Annotated in this window: 8 protein-coding genes; 4 read left to right on the top strand and 4 right to left on the bottom strand. The window is 53.8% G+C overall.

All coding sequences use genetic code 11. The annotated features are described in order from the left end of the window. On the top strand, positions 1 to 266 hold a 266-nt coding region (locus tag GSQ80_RS23135; RefSeq protein WP_216850467.1), incomplete at its 5' end, for a hypothetical protein. A gap of 221 nt (positions 267 to 487) precedes the next feature. Then, a complete protein-coding gene (locus tag GSQ80_RS19615) occupies positions 488 to 4,183 on the top strand; it encodes a DEAD/DEAH box helicase (protein ID WP_158789341.1) in 3,696 nt (1,231 codons plus the stop codon). Between the two features lie 89 nt (positions 4,184 to 4,272). Here GSQ80_RS19615 and GSQ80_RS19610 read toward each other — a convergent pair whose 3' ends face one another. The 3 genes from GSQ80_RS19610 to GSQ80_RS19600 all read right to left on the bottom strand — a co-directional run bounded on the left by GSQ80_RS19610 (position 4,273) and on the right by GSQ80_RS19600 (position 9,760). Next, positions 4,273 to 6,405 carry a S8 family peptidase gene (locus tag GSQ80_RS19610; protein WP_216850465.1) on the bottom strand — a complete coding sequence of 711 codons (2,133 nt, stop codon included), beginning with the start codon at positions 6,403 to 6,405 and terminating at the stop codon, positions 4,273 to 4,275. A 445-nt stretch (positions 6,406 to 6,850) separates the two neighbouring features. Next, positions 6,851 to 7,903 (bottom strand): AAA family ATPase, encoded by a 1,053-nt coding sequence (locus GSQ80_RS19605; RefSeq protein WP_158789339.1) that lies wholly within the window; start codon positions 7,901 to 7,903, stop codon positions 6,851 to 6,853. 576 nt (positions 7,904 to 8,479) lie between these two features. After that, positions 8,480 to 9,760: a phage integrase SAM-like domain-containing protein gene (locus GSQ80_RS19600; protein WP_158789338.1), complete on the bottom strand. Its 1,281-nt coding sequence runs from the start codon at positions 9,758 to 9,760 to the stop codon at positions 8,480 to 8,482. Between the two features lie 291 nt (positions 9,761 to 10,051). Between GSQ80_RS19600 and GSQ80_RS19595 the strand changes: the two genes are divergently transcribed. Together GSQ80_RS19595 and GSQ80_RS19590 are read left to right on the top strand one after the other, a co-directional pair. Then, on the top strand, positions 10,052 to 11,305 hold the full coding sequence (locus GSQ80_RS19595; RefSeq protein ID WP_158789337.1) for an ABC transporter permease: 1,254 nt from the start codon (positions 10,052 to 10,054) through the stop codon (positions 11,303 to 11,305). 15 nt (positions 11,306 to 11,320) lie between these two features. Further along, positions 11,321 to 12,577, top strand: a complete 1,257-nt coding sequence (locus GSQ80_RS19590; protein ID WP_158789336.1) for an ABC transporter permease — start codon at positions 11,321 to 11,323, stop codon at positions 12,575 to 12,577. 20 nt (positions 12,578 to 12,597) lie between these two features. Here GSQ80_RS19590 and GSQ80_RS19585 read toward each other — a convergent pair whose 3' ends face one another. After that, positions 12,598 to 14,643, bottom strand: a complete 2,046-nt coding sequence (locus tag GSQ80_RS19585; protein WP_254059796.1) for a transglycosylase SLT domain-containing protein — start codon at positions 14,641 to 14,643, stop codon at positions 12,598 to 12,600. Between the last annotated feature and the right edge of the window lie 495 nt (positions 14,644 to 15,138).

The following is a 15,138-nucleotide window of genomic DNA, read 5'->3' as shown; positions in this document are numbered from 1 at the left end:
CCTCGCCTTGGAAACAGCATGCCCGGTTCGCCTTGGCACGTCAATCAGCTAATTTCGTCAAAACGAACAAGACCCTGCAAAATCAACCCGTTTACGTCTACGTGCGCTCCGCGTTTACATCGAGCGACATGGAACAACCGCACGAATCAGCTAGAGATCCGCTTAGCCTGGATGTTGCAGAATCTAAAGCCGTTCACTCGTGTAAACACAAACCTTCCCGCACGCTTGGTCCACAGATCCCATTTGGGGGTGACGTGTCAGCCTAATTCCGCTGCGCAGCAGCGCTGGCAGATGCAAACACGCACCACATGAACGCTGTTGCCAACTTTCTGCTATCGGTACGGGCCGTGGCTCGCATGGTATCTGCGGGCGGGCCGAAAGCAGCGTTTGGGGATATTCCGCGCTAAAGCGTCCAGTCAAGGTATAGTTGACCGACACTTCCTCTAAATCATAGACGAGCGGTAACTGGAAGGACGCAAAGTCGATCATGGCATCTGGCGGCGAGATCCAAGCAAAAATCCTCACTCGCGGGATCAGTCCCGAACAGTATCGTCTGTATCGAGCCGCATTGGAATGGGATCTGACAGAGCCTATCGTCATTCAAAATGCGGATGATTTAAAATCAAAACAACGCTGGCGCGATCGCGTCACTCCATTCCACCATCAGGTCACAAATCTCATCACGTTCTGCCGCCGATTGCCTGTCACCCTTCTTGCGGATGATGTGGGTCTTGGCAAGACAATTAGCGCAGGTCTCATCATGAGCGAGCTGATAGCTCGCGGTAGGCTTTCCAAAGTCCTGATTGTCTGTCCAAAATTACTCGGTCCGCAGTGGAAGGACGAACTTCAAAGCAAATTCGATATCGAGGCGGAGATCGCAATCGGTCGTAATCTGCTCAGTGCTGACCCGGAGGAAACGGGGGCCGTCATTACGACTTATAACTCCGCACGAATGTATCTGGACGCAATTCCTGACGATCGGTTTCAGATGCTGATCCTGGATGAGGCGCACAAGCTTCGCAATTTATATGGCACCGACAATGCCCCGAAAGTCGCAACCACCTTCCGGCAAGCGCTCGAAAAACGGAGGTTTCGCTTTGTCTTGATGTTGACAGCAACGCCAGTTCAGAACCGACTCTGGGATCTGTACTCACTCATTGACCTCTTAACGGTGGCTCGTGGGCATGAAAATCCGTTCGGCGCGACGGGCCTCTTTGCACGGAAGTTTATTGCGGATAAAAAAGATCAAGCCCGGCAACTAAACCCCCAGGCCAAAGACGAATTCCGCTCAATTATCTATCAGTACATGTCTCGCGTGAGAAGGGGGGACGCGAAGCTTTATTTCCCCGACCGAGTCGTCCAAATGCACCGGGTCAAGCCGACGAAGTCCGAGTTGGAACTCATTAAGGCGATTGCGAAACCGATCCAGCTTCTGAATCGCCTAGCTCAAATCTCGATACTACAAGCGTTGACGAGCAGCCCGGATGCTCTGTCTGCTCAGCTAACCAACATGGCTCGAAACGGAACAGTCCCCGCATCGCTCGCCTCGACGGTGAAAGAGATTGTCGATCACATGCCGATCAGTGCAAAATTGACCGGCCTAGAGAGTCTGATCAAGAAGCTGAAGAACGAAAATCCCGATCGATGGAGATTGGTCGTGTTCACGACCCGGCGTGAGACGCAGACGACGATCCAGGCATTTTTGGAGTCGCACGATCTGAAGGTAGGGATCATCAATGGTGAGTCTGGCGCTCGGAATCAGGAGACAATCAGCCGGTTTAGACAGAACCCTCCGGTCTACAGGGTGATTGTTTCGACTGAAGCTGGATCGGAGGGCGTCAATCTCCAAGTTGCAAACGTGCTGGTGAACTACGACTTGCCCTGGAATCCGATGATTGTGGAACAGAGGATCGGTCGCGTTCAACGGCTAGCTTCAGAGCACGCGCATGTCAGCATCTTCAACATTATGCTTCAGGGTACGTTCGAGGAGTACATCGTCGGTCGTTTGATGGAAAAGCTGCAGATGGCTTCCCACGCCATCGGAGATATCGAATCTCTTCTCCAAGGCTCCGACGTTGGCGATGGAGACGAAGATGTTGCGGTCAGCTTTGAAGAACAGATATTGGAGCTAGTTTTGGCAGCACTCGCAGGTAAGAACGTTGAGCGAGAAGCACTGCTCAAAGCAGAGAGTATAGAAAAAGCGAAGGCAGAACTCGAACGGTCGGAAGCCACGATCAACGAGATGCTTGGGAGTTCTGACGGCGCCGAATATTCGGGCCCCCGCGCACCGAAACTACCTGTATCAATTCATTCAATGGAAGGGGAAGAATTTGCGCTGTCGGCTCTGAGGAATTTGGGAGTTCGGCTAACGCCTCATACCGAGGCCGGTGTTTTTATTGCGGAAGAGAACGGAGGGCGAGAAGTCGTACGCTTCAACCAAGGTACTCCCACAGTCTTCAAGAGCACACTTTACGCACCCGGTTCCAATGGATTTTCAGGATTGGTCCGCCGCGTAACAGCGACGGGTATCCACGACGTGAACGATTTAGACGTCGAACTGAAGGGCGACAACGAGGCCGCAGTAAACCACTGGCTTGAGAGTTTTGGCGGCGTCCAAAGGTCGCTCGTCATCGATGGCGCCAAGCGACGTTTCGAAGGCAACGCACTTCTTCGGGTTCGAGTAACGACCGCTCACGACAGTTATGAGCGTTTGATAGAGATTGCATGTTTACCCATCTCGGGCCGGGCGTCAACCGGACCCCTGGAACAGGCACCGTTGACGAGGACACTCGAAGACCCATTCTTGGTTGGAATCGATAAGGATAAATTAATAGAGGCAGCGAAAAACGACGAAAGCATCGCGGAGTTTTCTCGGTTCTATCTGGAGAGGCGTGAGCAAGAGGTCCGAGGGGCAGCAAGCGACGATCGCAAGAGACAGAAACTCTTCGACGACTTCACTCCCCGTTTTCAATTCGAATTGGTTGGTCTTCAGGGCGCAGTCTGTCGCGAGGTTAGATCAACGGTAAAGTATTCTTTCGGCGATTCACCCTCCTATCAATCGACTGTCACGACGATCCCATCGAATGGAAGGGTGGAAACGGAGCCTCAACGCCAACTCTGTTCACTGACCCATCACAGGGTGCCGACGGATTGCCTTGATCGTTGCCAAGTCAGCGGTGTGAACGTTTTAAGGCATTTGCTCGTCGAATCGGGCATCAGCGGTCGGCGCGGCTTACCCGAACATACGGTGATCTGTAGCATCAGCGGAAAACGAGTGCTGAGTGACGAAGTTGAACTATCATCTGTGACCCAAAAGCCATGCGGGAGCACATTGCTAAAGACCTCCGCTGTGAGCGGGCAGCGCGGAGAGCCGAAATACTTTCGCAGCTGCTCGTTCACGAAATCGGATGTATTGGCAGAAGAACTCTTAATGAGCGAGTTGTCCGAGAGATTATTTCGCAAAGACGAGCAAAAGCGGTCGTCGGTTTCTGGTAAAACGGGACATCGAAGTGAGTTCGTGGAATGCTCTGAAACCCGTGTGCTTCTTGCGGTGACCGAGGCTGAGAAGTGCGAGCACACAGGACGTCTGGTCAGACCCGGCGTGCTGGAAGTCTGCCAAGCAACCGGGAAACGCGTATTGCCCTCGGAGGTTTACAGCTGCACGGTGACTGGCAAACGAGCCTTAAAATCACAATGCGAAACGAGCAGCGTATCTGGCCGACATCTTTTGAGAGAAGTCGCTATTCGTTCAATTGGAGGCAAGTTCTGCGCTCCTGTCGAAGCACAACTGTGCATCTGGAGCGGCGAAAAGCATCACCCCGAAGATATGCGGACCTGTGCGATCACAGGCGTCCTAATCTCTCAACAATTTTCAACCAGCGGCGAGACGCGTTTGCGCCCGCTCTGTGAGCTCCTCGACGGGATGCGCCGGACGGAAGATGCGAGATCTGTATGGGACAAGGCGTCTTTAAGACTGGCATCGCATCATGGAGGAAAGACTCGCATGGAGTCTGCGGTCGTGTCTGTGGACGGGAATTACCTCGCTATCTGCTGCGAATCCAAGACTCTATTTGGCTTGCGCTCAGCCTATTTGGGGGGAATTTACGACCTACATGATGGGACTATCCTTGGTAAGATCGCCGTTGGCAAACGAGAAAACAGCGTTTGGACTGCGAGGAAGTAAAACAAATATTGGAGAGAGTCGGTGTCCACGATGTTGGCCAGTGACAATAGCGTGGCCAAAGTAACGCCAGGACACATTAGATTGCAATTCTACGGCGAGACCGCGGCAGCAATAAGGGGAAGGCCAATGGCTTGGCGAACTTCCTGGTAAATATCCACCCCAGTGCCAATCGAAGTTTCGAGGCTCACGGCTAGCGAGTATGGAATTGAATCATCCATCGACGAGAGTTGTGTACGGCAACTAACTCTCAATCGCAAAAAACCATTGTCTAAGAAAGCTACAGCTTCTTCGCCTTCGTAAATACAGTGGAACGTCGTTCCGCGGTCAACCGAATGGTGAGTTGGCTGGCTTGCCCTACGCCCGACTGCGAGAGAATATTCCGCATCCCCTGCGGGAAATACCTCTAACGCCGCCGCTCGATAACTTTGATGTCGGGCGTTGACGGGGGTCAACCATGTCAGTGTTATAGTCAGACGCCGCGGATGCATGGTGCTCTCAATTGAAGGCGGCAAGGGAATGTCGAAGATATCTTCCGTATCGACTTGTAACTCTCCAAATCCGAATAAGGTTGCTCTTTCCGCTACGCAATCGAGCACTCGTTGAATGTCGGGTCGGCCATAACCCAGGAAGCGAGTCACGTTTTCCCTTCTTTGTAGATGCGCACGTCCTGGCGGCCCAAACTGATCCTCCAAACGTTTTCCGGTGTCACCCCATTCGGCACCATGAATTAGGAGCGACTTGATCACAACCGCGCGATGTGAAGGCGGTATCACATATCCGGAATCGACAAGCCCTTCATAGATCAGAACTGCTGCTCGCGTTAGAAGTGCGGTTGCGTTACTCGTCCCTATCGTCCGGACGCGCCTATCGAGGCGCCCCGTACCTTGATCATCAGGTGCTGCTGTCAGTTGGCCAGCGTATCTTCCACCAGGTATCGGTGCAATCCATATGTGACCTTGGTCCTCAGCTGCGCGCACTAATTCGCGCCCTCCATCAAAAAGAAGATCGGGTTTGATAATCCTCAGATGGCCTAGCCCAACAGCGGAACTCACATTTGGCAGAGATCCACTGGGAAATGGATCAGTCGCTTGGAAGTCCGTGGGGGGATTTGCGTAAGCATCACGATGCCAAGCACCCACTGCTAGTGCATTCAACCCTTCCGCAGGAGAAAGTAGGGTACGATTTCGTTTCTCCATGTTCAGAGCATCAAGGATGTGTTTTTCGCGCTCTAGGGCGTCAGCCTGCTGGAACGCCTGCCGATCGAGGTAATTACGGACCGGTAACCATCCAAGGATATTGCCCGCGCTGACGAGAAAGAGGACTTTGTAGCGAAAAGATAGCCAGTCGATCAGTCGCGCCCATGGACTAATCCGACCATAAAATGGACGATTTACGTCTCCAATCGAGAGATTGAATACGAATACACTCGGTGCCGTTGGAGGAGCAAGGGCATCTCCTTCAAGAATTCTTCGTACTGCCTGATACACGATATCTAGCGGAAGCGAATTGGCAGGAGTGCGTTCCGCTTGAGCCTGAGCGTCGTAAATCAAGACCGGCCTGATGAATAAGCGACGCAAGAGCGGCGGTTCAAGCGCCTGCAAATCCCCGTGAATAATCAAGGACGCCATGCTCGTACCGTGAAATCTGGAAGCCACGGGAGAACTTGATCCAAAGCCTTCGGGATCATCAACCAATATTCGATCCCGAAGCAGAACATGATTTTCCACCGGCATACCGTCAAGGAGACCAACAATCGGATCTAGGTCGTTTGCGCTCGATGAAATATCTTCACCTCCCAACTCGTCTGTTTGCAAGTCCTCGTTGTTTGGAAGCGAAGCGATAGATTGGGGCTGGATATACATAATACCGCTTGCGTCACCCAACCCAGATCGAGGATTGTCTAGGATTTGTTCCACGCTAGCTACTGGAAGATCCACCAGAACACCCGCATAGCGGATTACAGCGATCTCGGACTGAGAAATGACTTCGCCACCAGCTGCTTGGACAAGCCTAGCAACCTCCGCGACAGTCCGTTGTCTCCTCTCGGGCTGGTCGAAAAACCATAGTTCTATTTCAAAGCGAATCGGCGTGATCGGGTCGTTCTGTAAACGATGCCTCCAGTATTCAACGGTTTCAGGTAGGATCCGATCCTGTGGTCCCCACGTTCGAAGGTCAACGAGCAATTCAAAAAGCATTCCCCACGGAGCGAATCCGCGCGGCATCCGTTCACCCCTCTGGTGCCTATCCCAAAGCGAGAGAATCTGTCGAAGAGCCTCAAGGTCTGGCATTGCGAGATATAACTTTCCCCCAATGCTTGCGTCACTTCTAAGAGTTTCGCCCCGCCTTTTATGAACGAGGTAGAAGTCGTCCGAAGGCGGAAATTCAACATTCTCCTGAAGGAGAAATTCGAGTCCAGGAACTCGCTGGACCTGAGCGTAGAAGTCATCGAGACCCCCGGCCACCTCGAATACGAGAGCGCGTTCAGGCGCGAGGCCTTCTGGGTCTTGCTGGAGGATCAACGTGGCTTGCGCTAAAGACTGGTCCGAGACTTCTCTAAGTCTTTCGAACTTCGGTGCGAGCCGCTGGCCTTGACGCGCGGTTGAAGGACGGATTAACGATCCGTGAGGATCAAAAGACTGTTGAGACTGCTTAGTCCTAGTTTGACGACTAGGGGTTGGAAGCGGAAGAAGTGGTCTTTCTGCCACGTTTGGGGCTCTTTCTCAATGAATTTGGAGCGCTGACGCGTGCTCGCCACTGTATCAGTTCCGATGCCACAATGTCTTTCGGACGTTCCGCACCAAGAGAAAGAACAATGCGGCGCAAAACGCTTGTACAAAACTCTTCAGTCTCTGCAAAGCTGCTACCCCGTAGTGCTCGACCTAGTTGTAGGCTGGAATATCCCAAATCTCGGGATGATTCTCTCAAGGAAAAAAATTGAGCGATGAATTCATTAATCTGGCGTTCCGAAGGCATCGGCAATTCAAGCCTGAGTTGAAATCGCCGCCAAACTGCTCGATCCAGCAATTCTGAGTGGTTTGTCGCTGCAACGACGATTGTCCAGCTCGGCAACGCGTCTATCTGCAGCAACAGCGAACTGACAACTCTCTTGATTTCGCCAGTTTCATGGATATCACCGCGTTCCTTACCGATCGCATCAAATTCGTCGAAAAACAAAACACATGGCATTGAACGTGCAAGATCGAAGACACGCCGAAGTCGAGACGCGGTCTCACCAAGAAAGCTTCCAATCACGGCCTCGTATCTAACAGCCAGTAGAGGAAGGTTTAGAGATTCTGCGATGGCCTCCGCTAAAGTGGTCTTCCCATTACCTGGAGGACCGCTCATTAGCACTCGGTGGCGCGGCTCTAACGCATGCGATCGCAGGAGATCAGCTCTGCGTTGTTCCTCTATGAATGATTCGCAGACACCACGCACTGAGGAGGGCAAAATCAAGTCTTCTATTCGCCGCTGTGGTGTGAGCGTAACAAATAGATCATTGACTGCTGTGCTCGATGGGCTTGCCATTAGCGCCGTTGACGTGTGCGAACCATTGGTTCCATTACCATTTGATGCAAGGGCTTTTCCGAGTCTTTCGGCAAAAATATGATGTTGCTTTGATCGCTCGTCGGCGATCAGAGCTTCGGTCGAGGTTCGCAAGAGATTCTTGTCACCACTCGCGCCCGCCTTAACTAACGCAACCAAAAGATCGCTTCGCGCCATCAATTTCACTCTCTAGATGAGTCGCACGCCAGGATTCTCGGCCGTCTGCGAACACTACCGCGCCTATCTGCGTACCCGGACATCTGATTATCCCATGCGCTGTCTCGGTCTTCGACGAGGATATCTGAGCCGACTAAGCTGACCAAGAAGTGCGCGCCCAAGGCGCAGCGTCCAAAGGGCCGTTCGGCCCTAGGACGAGGGCCAGGATGGTTCCATCCTGGCGGCCAAGGAAATCTGGTGCGGGCGGGGGGACTTGAACCCCCACGACCTGTTAGGGTCTGCGGATTTTCATACCACTTCGGCTTTCGCCGCCCCGCTATGCGAGTTCGTGGTCTGGACTATCCCTTCACCATTCCTCGCGAGAGGGTTAGGTGCTGCCCATCTAGTCTCTACACCTTCCCGGAGAATATCCGGGCTTGGCTCGGGATTGCCAGTTAAGGTTTCCCCGACTTTGAGCAGTTCTACTCCGCCGGTTTCCCTGGCGGGCACTCAATTCCTTAAGTCCGCTGTGTCTGCCGATTTCACCACGCCCGCGGGAACTTGGCCACAATCCATCATAAAGCAAGCAACGACGGTCTACGCCTCTTCAGCCAAGTGAACGGCTTTCACACGGCCAGGGCCTTTCTTCGAAGTCGCCGTGTTCTTCGGACGCGGCCTCATGATGTTGATAGCGGAAGCATCAAGTCGTGTCTTTAAATGGGCTGCATAGTATTTCTCAATCATCTCCACGCTTGTCCGACAGTTCTTGGCGATCTGATAGATGTCGGCACCTTCGAGGAGGCGCAGGCAAATGTACGTGTGGCGCAGGCTATAGGCCGTTCGCGGCCTACCGTCGCGATCGGTGCGAAGCTTTTCTTCATCAAGAATCGCATTGAATAAATCGCGTGGCCATTTCGGAAACAGAAGATCGGTAGGGTCGGGCTCGTGCCACTCACCCTTGGCTATGGATGCAGTACGATTACCTGATCTTCCCGGTCCACCATTAGGTCGTGTCCGGGTCTTCAACCGCTCGAACGGATGCACGGCACCCGCCGTGCTCTTGCAATAGCCAACGCCTCGCTTTCCACGTACTTCGATCTCTAGGATGGTTTGGCCGCTGCCCTCGTCTTCGACCACCGTGACATCGCGAAACTCAAGACGCATTGCCTCGTCGGGACGGAGGCCAGTATTGGCGGAGAACAGAACATAGTCGTGAAGTTGCTCCGCTTCCCAACGAAACCGGGGCTGCTTGGGATCATGTGCGCGTTTTCGCGTCGCCTCGTAAAGCTGCTTGTACTCTTCAGGCGAGAACCATGCTCGATGAGAGATTTTTGCCGATGCGCGATACGGCGCGGACAAATCCGGTAGATGATCGATCCATCCGTGGCGCAGAGCCGTTTTGAAGATCTGGCGCAGCGTCACGATTTCCTGGTGCATGGTGTTATGCGCGGGCGGCTTGCCACGCTGCACCTTGCACTCTTCGAGGCGATGGATACGGTATTCATTGATCTTGCCAGCGGTAATATCTGGAAGAACCATGCCGCCGAAGAACGGCACCAAGTGTCCGTTTGTCCGTGCGTGCTGTCCGCGCGCATAGGTCGCGCTCCGCTGTCCCTGCGTCATGATGTCGAATTCGCGCAGGTACAACTTCGCGGCTTCGCGGAACAGTTTTCCGCTTTTCAGCTCGCCGTCGCGGAGCTTGCCGCGTAGTTGCAAATACCAGTCTTCTGCGACTTCCTTTGCCTTCGAGAGGCTGTCTTCTTTGGTGGTTGTGCGTCGATTCTTCCCGGCCAGGAAGCTCGCACACTGCCAGCTTGAGCTATTGGGACGCCTGTAGATGTGGACCTTGCCACCGAGGATCGTGAACCGTTCGGACATGAGCGATGACCTCCGCACACTTCTTGAATATCACAAAAAATGTGTAAGGGTTGTGTCTGCCTCGGGGACACTGCATCAGCGCTATAAGTATTTATTTATCTTATAGTTAATGCCAATATAGCCATAGACTTATACAATTTTAAGTCCGCTGTGTCTGCCGATTTCACCATCCGGGCAATTAATACTTCCCTTATCGTATCTCGTTCCAAGCCGACATGTACTTAGCTGGAACCATCATCCCCCTGCATACGTATCTGCTCAAAGCCAAGGCACTTCGAGCGACCTACGACTATGCCCTTCTTTGAGATCTTCAAGCAAACTATCTCCGCTCTGTGGGCCACCAAGCTTCGCAGCTTCCTCACAATGTTTGGAATCATCTGGGGTATCAGTTCAGTCATTTTACTGGTCGGGCTCGGAATCGGCTTCGGCATCGACCAGCGCAACCATCTGAAGACAATCGGTACTGATATTGCTATTTGCTTCGGCGGAAAAACAGCGTTGCCATACGGCGGGTATGCGGCCGGCCGGGACGTCGCGCTGACCATCGATGACGCGATCGCCATTCGAGACGGAGCGCCGCTGGTCAAGCACGTCTCGCCGGAACTCCGGAGGACCGTGAGTGAAGTCAGTCCATGGAATGCTGCCAGCCGCGCAGTTCGCGGCGTTTGGCCAGACTATCAGGACTTTCGTTCCCTGCATGTAGAGCAGGGCCGGCTGATGGATGCTGAAGATGAAGACAAAGGCATGCGTGTCGTCATCCTCGGAGCAGAATCCAATCGCCAGCTCTTCCCGGGTAAGCCTGCTATCGGCCAATCGCTATCAATTAACGGCTATCCCTATATCGTCATTGGCGTGCTCGCCAGCAAGCAACAGAATGGCAGCTACGGGTCAGGGCCAGACAATTCGCAGCTCTTCGTTCCCTACTCCGCTATGGAGCGCGACTTCCCACCGGACGATAAGGGTGATTTCCCCGGCATTGTCAGCAACATCGTAGTGCAACCGGTTTCTGCTGATGTACACGTCGCAGCGCTTCATGAGGTTCGTCAGATCATTGCTGATCGACATCATTTCGATCCCAAAGATACCGACGCGATCTGGGTGTGGGACACGCTCGAGGGGGCTCAATTCACTGACAATATATTTCGTGCCATGACGATCTTCTTTGCCGCCGTCGCTCTGCTTACTCTTGCACTGGGCGGCATCGGCGTCATGAACATCATGCTGGTTGCCGTCTCCGAACGAACACGCGAGATCGGCGTGCGTAAGGCTCTTGGAGCAACAGCCGTGGATATTCGACGTCAGTTTCTCGTCGAATCCGCCATCATAACCCTCGTGAGCGGGGCTCTTGGTCTGCTTGTCGGCGTCGGCATTATCGTTGGGTTGCGCCTGCTTCCACTTCCGGAATTCCTTCCTCACCCGGTTATTTCGGCCACTGCGATCATCTCTTCGCTCGTCACGCTTGCAATCATCACCGTGACCGCAGGCACCTATCCTGCGCTGCGCGCCGCCAACCTTACGCCCATCGAGTGCCTCCGCACTGACTAGCCAAGGAGCCTTTCAATGAATCTGAGTGAAGCCCTTACCGAGTCCGTCGAGTCTCTGCGACGCAATCGTCTGCGCTCCGGACTGACTATGCTTGGCATTGTTTGGGGGCTCGTTACTGTAGTCCTTCTGCTCAGCTACGGCAGAGCCGTAAGTAACGCGGTAATGGAAGGGTTCCTCGGTTTTGGCAATGATGTCATCATGGTCTGGGGAGGGCAGACCTCCATGCAGGCAGGCGGCCAGCGCTCCGGCCAGAAGGTCCATTTCAAAGATGGGGATATGGAAGCGGTACGCGATTCACTTCCCTTCCTCAGTGCAATTTCCCGCGAAACGGACGATACATTCAGTGTTAAATACGGACCCAAAGTTGTCGCGATTTCTTCCAAGGCCGTGGATCTTCCCTACGGTCGGATGCGTCGCCTGGACATTGATCAAGGCAGGTTCTTCGAAGCCGACGACTTCAGCCAGCATCGCCAGGTCATCATCTTTGGAGCGCACGCGGCGCAAAAGCTATTCAGTGGGTATCCACCTGTAGGTCAGGTAGTACAAGTGGAGGGGCAACCCTTCACCGTCATCGGTGTGCTTCGCAATAAGATTCAGGACTCGTCCAACAACGGACCTGATAACGAAAATATCTTCGTGCCGTTTGATACGATGCGAACCCTTCGCCAGCAGCGCGATCCCGACTCCATTGTCTTTCAGCCCTCAACCGCCGAGTTGCATCTGCGATCCTTGCAAGCCGTCCGGACTGTACTCGCCCAGCGTCATCATTTCAATCCCTTGGACGAAAAGGCGGTGAGTGCATGGGACACGATTGAGGATGGTAAACAGCTTGTCGCCTTCTCCTTCGCCTTGCAGGTACTTCTCGGAATTATCGGCGCTATGACACTTGCCGTCGGCGGTGTGGGAGTAATGAACATCATGCTCGTCTCCGTCACGGAACGCACTCGTGAAATCGGGCTGATGAAAGCACTTGGCGCCCGCCCGCGCGATATTCTTGCGCAATTCCTGCTTGAAAGCTTCGTTCTGACCTTTCTCGCAGGTGTAGCGGGAATTGTGGTGTCGATCGCAACTACCTATCTCGTCCCGCCAATGCCGCTCTATTCTGCCATGTACCAGACTGCGAACCATGACGGAGACATCATCCTGCACGCATCGTTTGGAATCATGCTCGCGTCCTTCATAATTCTTGGACTGGTCGGCGTCGTGTCTGGCCTTCTGCCAGCGATTCGTGCCGCGAACATGGATCCCGTAGTAGCTCTCCGGCACGAGTGAGTGTAGCGCGTGACCGCCGATTAGTGCTTCTCGTATACCGCACGATACAGCTCACGATTCCGCACGATCGCCTGCACATACTCCCGGGTTTCGGTGTACGGGATCGACTCTACCCACTCCGCAATATCCTTGTAGTTGTTCGCTGACATCCACTGATGCACCGGAGTATCTCCGGCGTTATAAGCAGCCAGGGCATAGTCAACCTGGCCACCGTAACGATCAATTGATTTGCGAAGATCCTGTGTTCCCAATTGCAGGTTGATGGTGGGATCAAGCAGGTCATTTGTTTTGAAATGGCGCTGACCATCTTTCTTGGAAATCTCTTTACCCACCGACGGCAGCAGTTGCATCAAACCATACGCATTCGCTCGACTCACTGCGCCCGGGTTGAACTCCGATTCTTGTCGAATAAGTGCTGCCACCAGGTACGGGTCAACGCCATTAGCTCGCGCATCACTCTCAAGTGTTGCCCAGTAGGGTCGGGGGAGCAGCAGTTCCCAATACGCCATCGGCACGTCTTTGACCTGGAGTGAGAGGAACGGAATTTTGCTGCGTTTCATGGCTTGTAGTGCACGAGCATTTTCGCCAAAGCTTTGGTAGATCTGCGCCTCGGCAAACGCTCCCCATTGGTTTGACGTCTCGCTTAGCTGAATCTCTGGTCTGATGTATTCGTTCAGCGCCGCATTCGCCAACAGTCTTGCCTTGATCAGGTGAGGATCGTTCTCTGGCAGCACATCGGTGAGCTCAGGGTCATCGACCACAGGTATTGAGGCCAGAGCAGGTGCGGGAGGAACATCGGGCCGGGGGCCGAGCTGCCCGATCCGCTCTCGCGCAAGGATCGCATAATACGTGTTCACATAACTCTTATTGAGCTGGTTATAGTAATTCAGCGCCTGCCCATAGTTATGCTCAACATCTTCATAGAGTCGGGCGCGCCAATAAAGAGCTCCCGGGATTTGACTGCCGGCCGGATACTGCGTGATTTGTTCGTCCATCAGGCGAGCGGCATCCGGATATCGCCGCTGACGATAACACAGCCACGCCGCATGCCAATGCGAACCAGGTGCATACGTGCTGTTCGGGAAATGTTGTACGAGTGCTAGATAGTTATCGATAGCCTTAGCATCATCCTGGCGAATCAAATACATGTTTCCGCCAGAATAAAGAGCCTCTTCCAGCCAACGGCTGTGAGGATACTGTGCCATCAATTGCTGCACAAAGGCATCATGCTCATCCGCATTTCCCGTATTCCGAGCTAACTCTGATTGGAGATACATCTTCAAGGCAGCACTGTCATCTCCAGTCACTGGAAGATGTTCTACCTCTAGACGACTGAGATTCTTAAGGCGCAAATTGCAAACCGCAACATAGATCTCCAAAGCGTCGCGATCAGACTGACTTAGCTCGTTACTGCTTCGTTGCAATGCGCGATACTCATCCCCTGCCATGGAAAATTGCTTGGCATTGAACATCGCATCGGCATGCTGCTTGCGTTCCGCGACAGACAGCGGCACATTCATAAGCAGGAGTTGTGACTTCGCTGCTGCAGCCTCGGGGCTCAGCGGATCGCCGAGATAGATGCCTCGATAAAGACTGGACGATTTCTGAGGATCACCGTTCGCCTGATACGCCTTGGCAAGTGTCAGGCGGAAATCTACCTGGTTCGCCACTGGGCTCCCGACGAGTGGCTGCAAAACCCGAAGAGCACCATTCGCGTCGTTACCTGCTAGATAGGCATTCGCCAGCAGGACAGGAGCAGAACTATCGAACACGCTATTCGGATGGTGATCGGAAAAGTGAGTTAATAGCGGGATGGCATTTTGCGGACGGCTTCCTTCGACCGCTGCCTGAGCCTCCAGATAGTTGGCATAGTCGTCCAGCGCGACACCGCGGGTACTCGCCTGCCGGAATGCATTCTCCGCATCGGCATAGCGGCGATCCAGCATGTACGCGTGGCCGATCGCGAGTTCCGCTGAAGCGGCCGCCTCTCCCGGATGCGACGCGGCGTACGCGAGAACGCCAGCATAAGCAGCCGGACTTCGATCAGTCACTAATTGCTGAGCCATAGGCCTCAATTGTGCGGACGCACTGAACGCAACGTTCAGTCGCCGACTCTCCGCTGTTGGCTGCGGAAGATGACTAACCCTTGCGGCCACATGTCCGTGAACATGCCTAAATCGAGTGCTTGCCGATTCCGATACCTGCGCGGATTGGTGATGAGAGGAAGAGTGGCCGCTGGCGGGCCGATGCGTCCCAGTTGCCCCGTGGCCTGTGGCGTAAGTCTGCTTCCCGGAAGCTTTGCTCTGTGACTGGATAGCGGGTTTCGTCTTTTTTTTACTCTTGGAGGCAGTCGTCGTTGAAGGCTTGTGGCCAGCACTTTGTGCGCTCGCCACTGCAGGAGACAAGGCGCTGCACAACGCCATCACAACGATACCTATCGATCCCAGCCACTTCATCCGACGTTCCACCCAAGTTAACTCTATGTCCATCAGGCCGATCACGCTTCCACATACCCCTGATCAAGGGAACCACTGAAGATAACTATGGCTCATGTCAGGCAA

The sequence above is a fragment of the Granulicella sp. L46 genome (genome assembly GCF_009765785.1).
GTDB lineage: Bacteria > Acidobacteriota > Terriglobia > Terriglobales > Acidobacteriaceae > Granulicella.
Note: the sequence above shows the minus strand (reverse complement) of the source record. Positions and strands in the feature narration are given on the sequence as shown.